General features: G+C 51.7%; 13 protein-coding genes. 6 read left to right on the top strand and 7 right to left on the bottom strand.

Annotation, left to right across the window (positions count from 1 at the left end; translation table 11 throughout):
- Positions 1-6: 6 nt before the first annotated feature.
- A complete protein-coding gene (gene metE / locus HAV38_RS11125; RefSeq protein WP_168055335.1) occupies positions 7-2310 on the top strand; it encodes a 5-methyltetrahydropteroyltriglutamate--homocysteine S-methyltransferase in 2304 nt (767 codons plus the stop codon).
- A 125-nt stretch (positions 2311-2435) separates the two neighbouring features.
- Here the strand turns inward: metE and HAV38_RS11130 are convergent, their stop codons facing one another.
- Together HAV38_RS11130 and HAV38_RS11135 are read right to left on the bottom strand one after the other, a co-directional pair.
- The gene (locus tag HAV38_RS11130; RefSeq protein WP_245182324.1) at positions 2436-3245 is read right to left on the bottom strand and encodes an anti-sigma factor family protein; all 810 of its coding nucleotides are present in this window, start codon (positions 3243-3245) and stop codon (positions 2436-2438) included.
- Complete coding sequence (locus HAV38_RS11135) at positions 3242-3919, bottom strand: sigma-70 family RNA polymerase sigma factor (protein WP_168055337.1); 678 nt, start codon at positions 3917-3919, stop codon at positions 3242-3244. The genes HAV38_RS11130 and HAV38_RS11135 overlap by 4 nt, the downstream gene beginning before the upstream one ends.
- Positions 3920-4107: 188 nt before the next feature.
- Between HAV38_RS11135 and HAV38_RS11140 the strand changes: the two genes are divergently transcribed.
- A complete protein-coding gene (locus HAV38_RS11140) occupies positions 4108-5007 on the top strand; it encodes a metallophosphoesterase family protein (RefSeq protein ID WP_168055339.1) in 900 nt (299 codons plus the stop codon).
- A gap of 2 nt (positions 5008-5009) precedes the next feature.
- Positions 5010-5390: a cupredoxin domain-containing protein gene (locus HAV38_RS11145; RefSeq protein WP_245182325.1), complete on the top strand. Its 381-nt coding sequence runs from the start codon at positions 5010-5012 to the stop codon at positions 5388-5390.
- 59 nt (positions 5391-5449) lie between these two features.
- On the opposite strand, the gene HAV38_RS11150 is transcribed toward HAV38_RS11145, so the two are convergent.
- Both HAV38_RS11150 and HAV38_RS21640 read right to left on the bottom strand, forming a co-directional pair.
- Positions 5450-5980 (bottom strand): PaaI family thioesterase, encoded by a 531-nt coding sequence (locus HAV38_RS11150; RefSeq protein ID WP_168055343.1) that lies wholly within the window; start codon positions 5978-5980, stop codon positions 5450-5452.
- A gap of 443 nt (positions 5981-6423) precedes the next feature.
- Positions 6424-6612, bottom strand: a complete 189-nt coding sequence (locus tag HAV38_RS21640; protein WP_209216717.1) for a hypothetical protein — start codon at positions 6610-6612, stop codon at positions 6424-6426.
- A 290-nt stretch (positions 6613-6902) separates the two neighbouring features.
- Between HAV38_RS21640 and HAV38_RS11160 the strand changes: the two genes are divergently transcribed.
- A complete protein-coding gene (locus HAV38_RS11160) occupies positions 6903-9269 on the top strand; it encodes a TonB-dependent receptor (protein WP_168055347.1) in 2367 nt (788 codons plus the stop codon).
- Between the two features lie 137 nt (positions 9270-9406).
- Here the strand turns inward: HAV38_RS11160 and HAV38_RS11165 are convergent, their stop codons facing one another.
- From HAV38_RS11165 to modA, 3 genes are read right to left on the bottom strand one after another with little or no spacing between them, the layout of a single operon-like run.
- Positions 9407-10087 (bottom strand): sulfate/molybdate ABC transporter ATP-binding protein, encoded by a 681-nt coding sequence (locus HAV38_RS11165; protein ID WP_168055349.1) that lies wholly within the window; start codon positions 10085-10087, stop codon positions 9407-9409.
- 6 nt (positions 10088-10093) lie between these two features.
- Positions 10094-10765, bottom strand: coding sequence for a molybdate ABC transporter permease subunit (gene modB / locus HAV38_RS11170; RefSeq protein WP_168055351.1), 672 nt, complete (start codon positions 10763-10765; stop codon positions 10094-10096).
- 45 nt (positions 10766-10810) lie between these two features.
- Complete coding sequence (gene modA / locus HAV38_RS11175) at positions 10811-11566, bottom strand: molybdate ABC transporter substrate-binding protein (protein ID WP_245182340.1); 756 nt, start codon at positions 11564-11566, stop codon at positions 10811-10813.
- A gap of 403 nt (positions 11567-11969) precedes the next feature.
- Here modA and HAV38_RS11180 point away from each other — a divergent pair, with 403 nt between their 5' ends.
- Both HAV38_RS11180 and HAV38_RS11185 read left to right on the top strand, forming a co-directional pair.
- Positions 11970-12341, top strand: a complete 372-nt coding sequence (locus HAV38_RS11180) for a winged helix-turn-helix domain-containing protein (protein ID WP_168055355.1) — start codon at positions 11970-11972, stop codon at positions 12339-12341.
- Between the two features lie 195 nt (positions 12342-12536).
- Complete coding sequence (locus HAV38_RS11185; RefSeq protein WP_168055357.1) at positions 12537-14276, top strand: ClcB-like voltage-gated chloride channel protein; 1740 nt, start codon at positions 12537-12539, stop codon at positions 14274-14276.
- Positions 14277-14663 lie beyond the last annotated feature (387 nt).

Below are 14663 nucleotides of genomic sequence, written 5' to 3' on the forward strand. Positions count from 1 at the left end.
ATAATCATGGCAGTCGCACACGTTTTGGGATTTCCGCGTATTGGCGCGCAACGCGAGCTGAAATTTGCGCAAGAGTCTTTCTGGAAGGGCACCACGAATGAGGCGGCATTACGTGAAACCGGCGCAATCCTGCGTGCCAGACACTGGAAAGCGCAGGCAGATGCGGGTTTGGATTATGTCACCGTCGGTGATTTTGCATGGTACGACCAGGTGCTCGGCACGTTGGCATTGTTGGGCGCGATTCCCCAGCGCTTTGGATTCGATCCGCAACAATTGACGCTGGCAGAATACTTTACGTTAGCGCGGGGTGATAAACAACACTTTGCTATGGAGATGACCAAATGGTTTGATACCAATTACCACTATCTGGTGCCTGAGTGGAGCGCAGCTACGCGCTTTGACGGCGGCGTTAACTGGCTGCTGGATGAGATCGCGGAAGCACAAGCGCTAGGATATCGCGTCAAGGTGGCATTGGTAGGACCGCTGACGTTGCTCTATCTGGGTAAGGTGAAAGGGGAATTTGTCAATAAGCTCGACCTTTTACCGAGCGTCATCGCAGGTTATCAAAAATTGCTTAGTCGCTTGCAACGGGCGAGCGTTGAGATAGTACAGATTGATGAACCTATTCTGGTGCTTGACTTGGACAGTGCGTGGGTGCAGGCATTTGCGCCGACTTATGCGGATATCCAGCCGGTCTCGCCACCGTTGTTGTTGACCACTTATTTTGGCGAAGTCAAAGATCACTCCGCGTTGTTAAGCGCGTTGCCGGTCATGGGCGTGCATCTGGATCTGGTGCGCGGACCCGATCAACTCGCAACATTTGCGCAAGACTGGCCTCAGGACAAAGTCTTGTCCGTGGGCGTGGTGGATGGTCGCAATTTGTGGCGCTGCGATCTGGATAGCACGCTGGCCCGACTAAAACCATTGCAGGCGCAATTGGGTGATCGGCTGTGGGTTGGGTCTAGCTGCTCGTTACTGCACGTTCCTGTTGATCTGCAATATGAAGAGAAGATCGATGCTGAGTTAAAAGGCTGGCTATCGTTTGCGACACAAAAATTGTCAGAAATCGTTGCATTGAAAGAGGCCTTGAACACCGATCAGTTTTCATATTGCGCAACTGAAACAGACGCGCAATTTGTTGCCTCAAGGGCGGCACTGTTCAGTCGGCAGCACTCAACCCGGATTCATAATCCGCTAGTTCAAAAACGTCTGGCGGGGGTAAAAGAGGGCGATGCAGAGCGCGTCAGCGACTTCAAGACGCGTATCGTTAAGCAACAAGCCAAATGGAAGTTGCCGCTATTTCCTACTACTACGATAGGTTCTTTCCCTCAAACAAAAGAGATACGCAAGTCGCGCGCCGCTTATAAACGGGGTGAAATCGGTCATTTGGATTATCTTGATCAGATGCGCGACGAAATTCGTCTGGTGGTGCAAAAGCAGGAAGAACTTGGACTAGATGTTCTGGTCCACGGCGAACCCGAACGTAACGACATGGTCGAGTATTTCGGCGAGCAATTGTGGGGTTACGTATTTACGGCCAACGGCTGGGTCCAAAGCTATGGCTCGCGCTGCGTTAAACCGCCAGTCATTTACGGCGACGTGTATCGCCCGGAAGCCATGACCGTGGGTTGGAGTCAATTTGCGCAAACCTTGACCGACAAGCCGATGAAAGGGATGTTGACCGGTCCTGTCACCATGCTGCAATGGTCGTTTGTACGGGACGATCAACCGCGCGAAACCACCGCGTTGCAGATTGCTTTGGCATTACGTGATGAAGTGCGCGATCTGGAAAAAGCGGGCATTGGCATGATCCAGATTGATGAACCCGCATTCCGCGAAGGCTTGCCGCTCAAAGCGTGCGACTGGAAGCACTATCTCGATTGGGCAGTACGCGCATTCAAGATCAGCGCCGCCGGTATCTCGGATGAAACACAAATCCATACGCACATGTGCTACTCCGAATTTAACGATATTTTGCCTTGGATCGCTGCAATGGATGCCGACGTAGTTACGATAGAAACCTCGCGTTCTGATATGGTGTTGCTGGATGGATTTGGTGCATTTGCCTATCCCAACGATATCGGTCCCGGGGTGTACGACATCCATTCTCCGCGCGTCGCACAGGTCGATGAAATGGAGCGCTTGCTGCGGAAAGCACGGGACGTGATTCCCGATCAGCGCCTGTGGGTCAACCCTGATTGCGGTTTGAAAACCCGCGGATGGCCTGAGACTTATGCGGCGCTGGAGAACATGGTAACAGCAGCGCGGCGCTTGCGGGCAGAGGTGGAAGCGGAACGCAAGGCTGCGTAGACGGAAATGTCTCGCACCAGTTTATGTGGGGCGCAGAGTGCTTGTACAGTAATCTGAGGATGCGGAAAGAGAAAAGACAGGAGCGCATTAAGTCCTGTCTTAAATCTCTTCCTCGTTTGTTGATGTCACCCCGCTCGATTAATTTGCGTCTTCAATAGCGCTGCAAAGGTCGCTAAATCGCCTGAGGCTACGTCAGAGATGGCCCAATAGGTCATCCCTCCGGCCACCCAATGTGCGAGATGATAGCCATCGCGACTCTCCGTGACTAGTGCTGCAGCGGGTTCATTACTCGGCCATACATACAAATTAATAGGATGTAACTGACGCCGGTAAATCAGCGCCGCCGCGGCATGCCCATTCAAATAGTCGAGCCGCCCGCCTATGAGCGGATAGCCTTGCAACCCAAGGTCAATCACAGGCGGAGAAAAATTCAGCCTGCCGTTGAACCACGGTTTTACCGTGTGACGGTCGGTGGATACCACGTCAGATAGATGGTCTACTTGCAGCGAGCGCACGTGGCTGGAGATAATTTCGTCGGTCAATCGATCTTGCGCCGAGGGCAGCGACAGAAACATGCCGATGCTCCAGAACAATGTGAGTAATCCAGCTAGCAATGCGCCCATGTTGAATCGATTTACAGACTTTAATTTCCCACCGAAATTTTTCCAGAATTGCCATTGTCCAACTTGCGCTTTGGCAGGTGTTGGGCGATCTTTCGGTAAAGCATCATTTATACGTTGGGCGAGATCAGCCGGCGCTGCATAGCGAAAAGCCGGCGCTTTAAGTTGCGCGCTGAGTTGACTTTGTTGCGCAAAATTTCGCTGACATTCGACGCAGTCGTTCAAGTGACGTGCAATCCGGATTGTCTCGGATACGCTTACCTCCTGATCAACGTAGGCAGGCAAGAGTTCAAGTACTTCCGCGTGTTCCATCATATCTCCCGCTGCATTGGTGTCGCCGTTATTGCTGTTGAGGGCGTTAGTGCATTTGACTTATTTGGTGTAATTGGTGCAATTAATCCCGTTGGACCTTTATCGCGTCCTTCATCCTTCGACACCTGATCAACAGGAAGTCCTTGTATTTTCTTTTGCAGCAACTCGCGACCACGACCCAGTCGCGACATCACTGTACCCACTGGTATCCCAATGATGGTGGCGATTTGTTTATACGATAGTTCTTCTAGTTCGCGCAAAACCATGACTTCTCTGAACGCTAGCGGCAACGCTTTTAATGCATGCAATAGTTGCCTTTGGCTATCTTTTTGCAACAAAATGCTTTCCGGATTATTGTCGCGTCTGGTGTCGTGCTCCTGCAACGCGGTAAAATTTTCGTCCTCGTCAATGTGATATTGCTCATCAAACGTAGTATTTTGGGTTTTATTTTGCTGATGCCAAGTATAGAAAGTGTTCCGCACGATAGTCAGCAACCAGGCGCGTCCATCCTCACCCACAAAGCTGTCAAAAAACGTAAATGCCCGAAGATAAGCCTCTTGCACAATGTCCTCTGCATCAGGACCGTTACGCGTGAGCCAGCGGGCCAAGTTAAATGCTGCGTTTAAATGCGGCATCACGATGGCCTGAAAACGTGCTTCTTTATGCGATTGCGTCATGCGGAATTTCCTGTCTTCTCCTTGTCTTCTCTTAATAATACCGCTTGAGTCCTTATTTTATTCCCCAAATAGCAGAAAACATTTTTGTGTAAATATTCGCGGTAGGTGGGAATAAAGATTGTCTGATTTCGGTAAATATCTTTACCGGTCACATGATCGGCGATTATTAAAAGACCGGAGACACTCTCATGACTACGCAACTAAATCGACGTGGCTTTATCCGCCTTGCAGGATTGGGCGGGGTGGTGTTTGCTTCTGGCTTGAGCGGTTGGGCTAGCGCCGCAAATAATGCCGGCAATGCAGCCAGCGATTTCTTTTTTGTGCAAATGTCGGATTCACATTGGGGCTTTGAAGGCGCGCCCAATCCCGATGCGCGCGTCACCTTGCCAAAGGCGGTGGCTGCCGTTAACGCGCTTGAACAGGTGCCGGATTTTATTGTATTTACAGGTGACCTGACGCATACCACTGACGACCCGCAAGAGCGCCGCAAGCGACTGTCAGAGTTTAAGCAGATCGTGGAAAAGCTAAACGTGAAACAAGTATATTTTATGCCGGGCGAACACGATGCGGGACTGGATCAGGGTGCCGCTTATCAGGAATATTTTGGTAAAACACATTACACATTCGATCATAAAGGCGTGCATTTTATTGTGCTCGATAACGTCTCCGATCCGGGGGCAAGCATTGGTGACGAGCAGTTAAGCTGGCTCGCGGCCGATCTGGATAAGCTTGCACCCGACGCACGGATCGTGGTCTTTGCGCATCGGCCATTATTCGATCTTTATCCACAATGGGATTGGGCCACCCGGGATGGTGCCAAGGCGATAGCGCTATTGATGCCGCATACCAATGTGACGGTATTTTACGGCCATATACATCAGGAGAATCATCACATGACCGGGCATATCGCCCACCATTCCGCCAAGTCGCTGATCTTCGCTTTACCGGCACCAGGATCGCAGCCTAAGCGCGCACCGCTGCCTTGGGACAGTACACAACCTTATCGCGGTCTGGGATTTCGCGCGATTGCAGCAGTTCAAAAAAACTCCGCGCCTACATTAACCGAATTCCCTGTGTCGAAAGGATGATCATGCATTTAAATTCGAAACGTCGCCGGTTTTTGAAAGGTGCTGCAGGTGTGGGGGCGAGTGTCATTTTCGGCGCCACCATCACAAAAGGTGCTGTGGGGCAGCCTCAAGAAATGACGGTAAAAATCATTGCGAGTCGATTTACCTATACACCGAATCGCATCCATTTGAAGCAAGGGCAGTCGGTCGTCTTAGTGTTCACGAGCGCGGATATGCCAATGGGATTTAATGCCCCCGATTTTGGTATTCGTACCGATATCTTTCCTGGGAAAGAATCCCGCATACGTTTCACGCCAGATAAGGTTGGCGAGTTTGTTTTTCATTGCGACCTGTTTTGTGGGTCCGGGCACGAGGATATGACCGGCACGCTCGTGGTCACGTAAGGGTTTTTATGCACCGACGTCTTAATCGCCGGGCACATCGGCAACATGATCCGGTCAAATTAAGGAAGCGGAAAAATTAAACAGGTTGTCGTCGCGTGGGCGTATATTTTGCCGTCAACGTCGACGATACTTGCTTCGGAGATGCCGACTTGTTTGCCCACCTGAATTACTTTTCCGATGGCGCGTACCGGACCGGTTTTTTCGGTCAATGCGCGGATCAGGTTGACCTTCAACTCTAGAGTCGTATAGCCGCTGCCTTTTGGCAGCATTGAATGCACCGCGCTGCCCAGTGCAGAGTCAAGGAGGGTGCAAAAATACCCGCCGTGAACGCTGCCCAAAGTGTTGTAGTGCTTCCGTCCCGGTGTGCCCTGAAACACAATCCTGCCGGGTTCACCTTCCACAGGAACGAAATCCAGCGTATCGCCGATGAGCAGTGATGGTAATTTTCCTTCCCATATGTCCTGCAAAAATTCTATTCCACTACGTTCTTTCAGCTGCGCTAGCGTGGCAATCCCGGGCGCGGCGAGTCGCGCGCGTACGGTTGCCTCTTGCGCCTTCCATAGCGCTAAAGTTTCTTCGCGACTGATCATTTGTATCCTTAAATTTTATATAAAAAGCGGTGAGGGAAAGTGGAATCAAAATAAAGCAGCGGCTAACCAGACGAAAAAAGTACGCTGGTCGCGTCGATGATTATGCCTTGATGGTTTTGTGCGTATTAAGGATAGTAAGAAATCGGTTGTAGTGTCCTGACGCGCATCGCAGGATTCTATCAGAGAGCCTGGTTGACGATCCGTCGTCAAATTGCAACTGAGTTGCATTATTTATGCAACTCAGTTGCAATTATGTTGATCGAATGTTCAGACACCTCTACACTAGGTGACCTTGCGGTTCGGTTGGTTATGCGGCGTTTCTCGTCACGGTACTGCTAATTTAGCTTTATTTATTATCTCCCCCACGGTGATATCTATATGTACGACCCTTTATTTCTCATGCTGGCATTCTTGCAGGTGTCGTTTAGTCGATATGTGAGCGGCTATGCAAACATCTTGGTGCAAGATGTTTGCGATAAAAGCACGAAATTATCGGGTGCACCATGCAGTTGATCGTACAGAATGACTTCCACGTTCGGCGAAGAATTGGAACGCGTTTCTATCAAATAGCGTTGCGGTGCGCGATGGCGATACTCTTCGTGCAAATGATTGGCATGGCTTTCCATCATCATGACCTATTGAAAGAATCGGCGGAGTGCGCCAGTTGTGATCTTGCTGCGCATGTTCCTGCCCCGCCTTCGTTGTTACCGATAGCGGTGATGGTACCGATCCTGGTTTTTGCTTATTACCTGTTACAGGTCCGAATTTATTTCTCTGCCCGGGTAGGCGCTGGTTACCTCAAGCCGCATTCGCATGCGCCACCGTTTTATCTTCGCGATAAACGCCCATCCCTATTTGATGCAGTTTGGCGATGATAGCCCGGTCACCGTCCGGATTAGTTCGGTCCTCTTGGAGTTTAAGAATGAATACACGCTTGTTAAGGCTTAGCGCGCTGGTTGCGCTTGCCACCAGTTTTTCCACCACCGTTGCCTACGCACAAATCGCGCAGGTTTTGCCTCAACAGATCAGAGGTGCGATTCGCGATGCTTTAGGTCGTCCATTATCGGATGCAAAGGTCGATTTGAGCGATGCAGTGGGCCACACGGTGGCGACGACCACCAGCGACAAGCAGGGCCAGTTTGTTTTTCCTGGCGTTAAACCCGGCAACTATGCCGTTAACGTTGATAAACCGTCTTTTGCATCGGAGAAAAAAACAGTCACTGTCGCCGAAAATTCGGTGAATCCGCTGGTTGCTGTGACGTTAACAAACGCCGAGACACTCGATCAGATTGTGGTGACGAGTGAGCGGCTTGATCGCGCCAGAAACGGTATTTCTGTAGAGACTGGCAGCAGTATTTATCGTATTGGCGCTAAAGACATCGCAGCGCTGCCGCAGGGGGAAAGTACACCGTTTAATGAAGTGCTTTTGCGCGCCCCAGGCGTGGCCCAGGACTCTCACGGTCAATTACATGTGCGCGGCGATCATGCTAACCTGCAATACAGGTTAAACGGAATATTGTTGCCGGAGAGTATTTCCGGATTCGGCCAAACGCTTGATACCCGCTTTGTCGATAGCGTGAATCTGCTTACCGGCGCGCTGCCTGCGCAGTACGGTTATCGTACCGCCGGTGTCGTCGATATTCATACTAAAACCGGTCAAGTAGCAAATGGCGGCAACATCGGAGTCGAGTTCGGCAGCAATAATGCGCGGCAAATCAGCGGCGATGTGAGTGGTTCGCACGATGGATTTAGCTATTACATCAACGGTTCGTTTGATGCCAACAATCTTGGTATAGAAAACCCGACCGGCACCTCGACCGCCTTGCATGACCGCACATTGCAAAATAAAGCATTTAGTTATTTTTCGTATTTGCTCAATCCTGACACCCGGGTAAGTCTGATCCTGGGCACATCCGACGGGCGTTTTCAGATTCCGAATATTGCAGGAAAAACACCCAGCTTTCAGCTTGATGGGGTTACGAACTATCCCTCCGCAGGCCTGAATGAACGCCAGCGGGAAACCAATCGTTACGGCATTCTTGCGGTGCAGGGCGTGATAGGCAACGATATTGATTACCAGGTCGCCGCGTTTAGTCGTTACACCAAAGTGCTGTTTGAACCTGATATGGTTGGAGATCTGCTTTATACGGGCGTGGCCTCGCGGGTGTTGCGGACCGGATTGGCAAATGGTTTGCAGACTGATGGCAGCTATCGTCTGAATGATACCCACACGATTCGGGCGGGCGTTTCTTACACCCGTGAAAGTCTCAAAAATAGCAATGATTCCTTAACGTTTACTGCGGATACCAACGGCAATCAAACCAGCATGCAACCATTCTCTATCAACGATCAAGGGCAAAAGACGACCAACCAGACTGGTATCTATTTGCAGGACGAGTGGAAGCTGAATGACCAGTTCACGGTTAATTACGGCGCGCGCATGGATTGGTTAAATGCGTATGTGTCGGCCAGCCAATTTAGTCCACGCGTTGGTGTGGTGTATCAGATGACGCCGCGCACTACCTTTCATGCCGGCTATGCAAAATACTTTACGCCTCCCACCAGTGAGTTGATTGCAGCGACGACAGTAGGCAGCTTTAATGGCACCACCAATGCCGCCGCGACCAGTCGGAACGACCCGGTGCAGGCCGAAAGCGCCGACTATTTTGATCTTGGCGTTGTGCATCAGCTGACGCCACATTTGACGATCGGCCTGGATGGTTACTACAAAAAAGTTAAAAGCATGCTTGACGAAGGCCAGTTTGGTTCGGCTTTATTGTTTACCCCGTTTAATTACGCGCAAGGTAAGGTGTATGGTCTGGAACTGACTGTGAACTACCGGAACGATAATCTCGGCGCCTACCTGAACATAGCGCGCTCTACGGCCTTGGGGAAAACGATTACTTCCAGCCAGTACAATTTTGGGCAGAGTAGTTTGGACTATATTGCTAGCCATTGGGTGCATCTGGATCATGATCAAAGTGTGACCGCCTCAACGGGTGTTTCTTATCTCTGGCAAGGCACGACGTACAGCGCCGATGCGCTGTTCGGTAGCGGGCTGCGTAGCGGGTTCGCCAATACCCAGCATTTGCCGTCCTACACCGAAGTCAATATGGGCGTTAGTCATACCTTTAATGCCTCGGCCATCGGTAAAGTCACCGCGCGGCTAAGCATGATTAATGTCTTTGACCGGGTCTATCAAATACGCGACGGTTCGGGCATTGGTGTCGGTGCGCCGCAGTTTGGGCAGCGCCGCGGTATGTATGTGGCGATGTCGACAGCGTTTTAATGATGGCGAGCGAGGATGTCGGTCCTCGCTCTTAACTGTTCTCCGGAAGCGCTGCGTTTGGGGTGACCAAAAAACGTTGGCGCTATCAGTTGCCGTAGATGTAAGGGAGGAGATTGTCCTTATTACGACTACCGGAGTTATGATCCGCGGTTTGCGGCCGCAATCCTACCGTCCCGAACCTCAAAAACTGCCTCCCCCAATACGGTAACGTCCGCGGGATCATGGGTGATGACTAGCATTGGCACATCCAGTTGCTGTTGCAACGTGCTCAACTCTTTACGCATACGATCACGTAGTGCGGGATCAAGTGCAGAAAAAGGTTCATCGAGCAGTAGTATATCCGGCTCCAGCACCAGTGCACGGGCCAGAGCGACGCGCTGGCGCTGACCGCCGGATAGCTGATGCGGATAGCTTTTTGCAGTGGTGTTTAACTCAAACAGCTTTAACCATTTTTGTACCGCAGGATGATTATTTGCCTTGCGTGGATTTAACCAACCTGCCTGTAACCCAAATGCGATATTTTGCGCCACGGTCAAATGTGGGAACAGGGCGTAATCCTGAAACAGGTACGCTACGTTGCGCTGCTGGGGAGGCAAATTAATGCCTTGTTCATGGTCATATAGTGCGCGCTGATTGATGCGGATCAGGCCCTGATCGGGCGCGAGTAAACCAGCGATGGCGAGTAGCGTTAAGCTTTTTCCGGCACCGGAAGGGCCAAACAAAACGATGCGTTTGCTGTCCGACGTGAAGTCGATGTCCAGTTGAAAACTGCGGTCATCGGCTTGCAATTGCTTTCGGATTTGAACTTGAATTATCATGGATTTTTAATAGGCTCTACGCTGGCTTTTTGGCACTAAACGTCCGGCAATCAGCAACAGCAAGATGCAGGTGACGGAGGTGATCAGCACGAGTAAATTGGCCGTGTCATCGTCGCCCGCTTGCACCGCGGCATATATGGCGACTGATAGCGTTTGCGTGCGGCCCGGCAGGTTACCTGCAATCATCAGGGTTGCACCGAACTCGCCCAGCGCGCGGGCAAAGGCCAGTAACACCCCGGCGCTAATGCCTTTGGATGCCAGCGGTAAGGTGATCCTGAAAAATACGGCTACTTCTGAAATGCCCAGCACACGGGCCGCGTTTTCCAATTGGGAATCGACACTTTCAAAGGCGACGCGAGCTGACTTTAACACCAGCGGAAACGCTACGATAGTGGAGGCGATCACTGCGCCTTGCCAGGTAAAGACTAGCGCAATACCCCATTTTTCCAACCATTCCCCCACCACGCCACGGCGTCCTAACACGACTAACAAGTAATAGCCGAGGACGGTGGGCGGCAGCACCAGAGGTAGCGTCAGGATGGAGTCGAGCAGATCGCGTCCGGCGAAGCGCCAGCGCGCCAGCCCATAAGCGATGGCGACACCAAATAGACAATTTAATAGCGTTGCCCATCCCGCCACTTTCAGCGATAGCGCCAACGGCACCCAGACTGCATTCATCGAGAATTATGCATTTGAAAATCGTTCATAACGTTTTTAGGCAGGTCACGGTTTTAAAAAGCCGAAGCGCGCCAGCGTCGCCTGTCCCTTGGCCGAGAGTACATAGCTGAGGAACTGTGCAGCCGCCGCAGATTGTTTGGTATCGGTCGTGATCGCAATCGGGTAGGTTACCGGGGTCACGGCGGGCACGCGCACCGCAAGTTTTACTTTCCCGGGCATGATAGCCGCATCGGTGGAAAACACGAAACCTGCGTCGACCTCGCCACGCGCTACATAATCCAGACTTTGCCGGACGTTTTGGGCCGGAATGCCTTTGGCTTCGACGGCAGTCCATAAATTGTCGCGCTCCAATGCGGCTTTGGTGTAACGTCCCACAGGTACTGATGCAGGATTGCCGTATGCGATGCGTTTGACGTTTGGCGACAAAAGCGCTTTTAACGTCGTGATCCCTAGTTTGCTGTCTGCTGGCACGATCAGTACGATCTGGTTGCTTGCAAAGTTTTTTCGGCTGGTGGGCTGGACGGCTTTTTCTGTCTCTGCTTTATTCATAGCGTCCTGATCGGCAGAAGCGAACACATCGGCTGGTGCACCTTTGATGATTTGCTGCAATAGCACGTCCGACGCCGCAAAATTCAGCACGATTTTGGTTTCTGGGTGTTGGACCTCAAAATCCTGCGCGACCTCTTTAAACGCGTTGGTCAGGCTGGAGGCAGCCGACACCACGAGATCGGCGGCCCGTGCAGTGGACGTAGTGAACAAGAGTGGCAACGATGTAAACGCAATCGCAGCAAAGCGCTTCATTCCTGGCAACATTGAATATCTCCGAGTGGTTGGGGCGATGCGTTGAGGGGTTATAACGTGGCTCGGATATTAAGAGTCTGTCAGACTTAGCCGAAGTTAGCTGCAAAAGGTACTTTTTGGTAACACTTGGAACCATTCATGGCACCTATCAAGTACTTTGGCGTTTTGAGTAAAGCAAAATGGACGTTTCGGTTGATTTTGCAGGGGCTTCAACGGTCTGACGGGTTCTCCGATAAAGGTTAGGGATAAATACGCACGGATCACAAAACGACAGCGAAATAAACGATACCGAAATAAACGATACCGAAATATATGGCAGGATATAACGAGCGTCAATCGGAATAATTTCAATTAGTCAAAAGTTGATGTATGGGGACGCTCTTCAGCTTGCTACAATCGGGTGATGATAGATTCTAAATCGATACGACTGAGGGTAATGCGGGGCGACGTTATTGCGTTTGGACCCGGTAAGGCGGCGTTGTTACTTGCCATCGCCGAGCATGGATCGATTTCTGCGGCAGCGCGGTCGCTGGAGATGTCTTATCGGCGGGCGTGGATGTTGGTTGAAGAAATGAATGTTAGCTTTCAGCAACCGTTGGTCGCAACTGCAACGGGTGGTGCCAATGGTGGCGGCGCACGCATCACTGAATTAGCCCGCACGATCCTAACGCGCTACGAACGGATGAGCCTGAAGGCCGCGCAGGCGGTAGCGCAAGACATGGCTTATATTGAAACCTTAATGATTGCGGAAGATAAGGCTTTTTTTGCAGAGTAGCAGGTTGCTAAAACATACTGCGCGGGAGATCAAGTAGAGCGTCTGGGCCTTGTTATTTTTACATTGGCTAATGCAATCTGCCCGATAGTCGGGCTTTCCCGGACCGCGTTATAGTGCGATAAAATTATTGAAAAACTGCTTTCGAACTTTACACTTTGGATTCTGAATTTTCACACTTCAACCTTTCATCATTTTATGCGGACAACGCTCCTTGAATACCGAATCCGCATTCAGCGCTTATTCCATTTGTCTTCAAGTCACTCCATGTTGCTATGGGCGGTGGTTGTCGGATTTTTAGGCGCGCTGGCGACGATCATCTTCCGTGAATGTATCGTTGGCATGCAATTATTGTTGACCGGTCAAAGCGGTAGCTTTGTCGCGATTGCCAAAAGTTTACCCTGGCCTTGGCGCCTATTATTGCCCGCTGCGGGCGGGGTCGCCGCCGGTGGCATATTGCTGCTGGCGCAGCGGGTTCCTGCTGTTGCCGCTTCGGATTACATGGAGGCGGTGGCCATTGGGGACGGCAATATTCCCATACGGCAAAGCCTGTTACGCAGTTTGTCCTCGTTAGCCACGATTGCGTCCGGCGGATCGATCGGACGTGAAGGGTCTATGGTCCAGTTATCGGCGCTGGCGGCGTCTCTGGTTGGGCGGATCACCCATTTTGAGCCCGGGCGCTTGCGGCTATTGGTAGCGTGCGGCGCGGCTGCGGGGATCACGTCAGCTTACAATGCGCCCATCGCCGGAGCCTTTTTTGTCACCGAAATCGTTCTCGGTGCGATCGTTATGGAAAGTTTTGGTCCTGTGGTCGTTGCGTCGGTGGTGGCCAATATCACGATGCGCGCGTTGCCGGGATATAAGCCCGCATATGAAATGCCGGTGTTTCCAACGATTGCCGGGGCTGAAATTGCGCTTTTTGTCCTGCTGGGGATTTTATCGGGTGTCGCCGCACCACAATTCCTTCATCTGCTTAATTCCGCCAAAAAGCAATTTAAGACGACCGGTTTACCGCTTCCACTCAGGTTAGGTCTGGGCGGTTTGCTAGTCGGTCTGATATCGGTTTGGGTGCCGGAAGTATGGGGCAATGGCTACACGGTGGTGAACTCTTTATTGCATACCTCATGGGTTTGGTGGAGTGTTTTACTGGTGCTGGTGGCTAAAGTCGTGGCCACTGCGGTGACTGCAGGCTCCGGTGCTGTCGGCGGCATTTTTACGCCGACCTTATTTGTCGGGGCGGCGAGTGGATTTTTGTTTGGCCTCGCTGTCCACGCCTTGTTACCGAATGCCAGTTCCCCCCCGTTCGCGTATGCGATTGTCGGCATGGGCGCGTTTTTGGCCGCAGCAACCAGCGCGCCGTTGATGGCGATTTTAATGATCTTCGAGATGACGTTGAGTTACTCGGTGATGCTGCCGCTGATGCTGTCTTGCGTCGTGGCTTATTTTATTGCTCGCAGCCTCGATGGCGATTCAATGTACGAAATTACACTCAAGCACAATCGGGATGCGCAGGAACGGGTGCGCTTGCGCGGGATCCATATGTGCGATCTCATTAGGCCCGCAGATACAGTCCTCTCGATGCAATCTCCATTCGATGAAATCAGCCGACTGTTTCTGAAATATCCGGTGAAATATATCTACATTGTTGACGACGACAACCGTTATTGCGGCGTGGTTGCGCTACAGGATATTACGTCATTGCTATTAGACAAGGGCGAGACCGCGGGCAGGGTAGCGGCTGACTTTTTACGGCGAGAGTTTTTGCATATTATTACGCCAGATATGTCATTGGGAAATGCGCTGCAACTATTTCTGGATCATCAGGGCGAACGTTTGCCAATTGTTCGTAGTCACGCCGAGCCGGTGTTGATGGGAGCGATTTTCAAGAGTGCTTTGCTAGAGGCGTACTTCCGCCTGGATAATCCAAAAAGTTTTTAGGAGTTACGCAAAGCCGCCCCAACTGCGTTGTGCTTTCCTTGCCGTACTAGCGTACTGTCTGCGTCGGCACGCCTTGCTGGGACGGCTTTGCGTAAGTCCTGAGGCGGTTGGGTAGTGTATTCCGGGCGCTCCCGACTGCGTTGTGCTTTCCTTGCCGTACTAGCGTACTAGCGTACTAGCGTACTGTCTGCGTCGGCACGCCTTGCTGGGACGGCTTTGCGTAAGTCCTGAGACGGTTGGGCAGTGTATTCCGGGCGCTCCCGACTGCGTTGTGCTTTCCTTGCCGTACTAGCGTACTGTCTGCGTCGGCACGCCTTGCTGGGACGGCTTTGCGTAAGTCCTGAGACGGTTGGGTAGTGTATTCCGGGCGCTCCCGACTGCGCTGTG

Origin of the sequence: Glaciimonas immobilis (assembly GCF_011947285.1) — a bacterium.
Lineage (GTDB): Bacteria > Pseudomonadota > Gammaproteobacteria > Burkholderiales > Burkholderiaceae_D > Glaciimonas > Glaciimonas immobilis.

Bases quoted from the DNA above. Each gene is read 5' to 3' on its own strand.
- HAV38_RS11150 (WP_168055343.1), bottom strand. From the start codon at position 5,980: ATGATCAGTCGCGAAGAAACTTTAGCGCTATGGAAGGCGCAAGAGGCA.
- modA (WP_245182340.1), bottom strand. From the start codon at position 11,566: ATGAAGCGCTTTGCTGCGATTGCGTTTACATCGTTGCCACTCTTGTTC.
- modB (WP_168055351.1), bottom strand. From the start codon at position 10,765: ATGAATGCAGTCTGGGTGCCGTTGGCGCTATCGCTGAAAGTGGCGGGA.
- metE (WP_168055335.1), top strand. From the start codon at position 7: ATGGCAGTCGCACACGTTTTGGGATTTCCGCGTATTGGCGCGCAACGC.
- HAV38_RS21640 (WP_209216717.1), bottom strand. From the start codon at position 6,612: ATGATGATGGAAAGCCATGCCAATCATTTGCACGAAGAGTATCGCCAT.
- HAV38_RS11135 (WP_168055337.1), bottom strand. From the start codon at position 3,919: ATGACGCAATCGCATAAAGAAGCACGTTTTCAGGCCATCGTGATGCCG.
- HAV38_RS11130 (WP_245182324.1), bottom strand. From the start codon at position 3,245: ATGATGGAACACGCGGAAGTACTTGAACTCTTGCCTGCCTACGTTGAT.
- HAV38_RS11160 (WP_168055347.1), top strand. From the start codon at position 6,903: ATGAATACACGCTTGTTAAGGCTTAGCGCGCTGGTTGCGCTTGCCACC.
- HAV38_RS11185 (WP_168055357.1), top strand. From the start codon at position 12,537: ATGCGGACAACGCTCCTTGAATACCGAATCCGCATTCAGCGCTTATTC.
- HAV38_RS11140 (WP_168055339.1), top strand. From the start codon at position 4,108: ATGACTACGCAACTAAATCGACGTGGCTTTATCCGCCTTGCAGGATTG.
- HAV38_RS11145 (WP_245182325.1), top strand. From the start codon at position 5,010: ATGCATTTAAATTCGAAACGTCGCCGGTTTTTGAAAGGTGCTGCAGGT.
- HAV38_RS11165 (WP_168055349.1), bottom strand. From the start codon at position 10,087: ATGATAATTCAAGTTCAAATCCGAAAGCAATTGCAAGCCGATGACCGC.
- HAV38_RS11180 (WP_168055355.1), top strand. From the start codon at position 11,970: ATGATAGATTCTAAATCGATACGACTGAGGGTAATGCGGGGCGACGTT.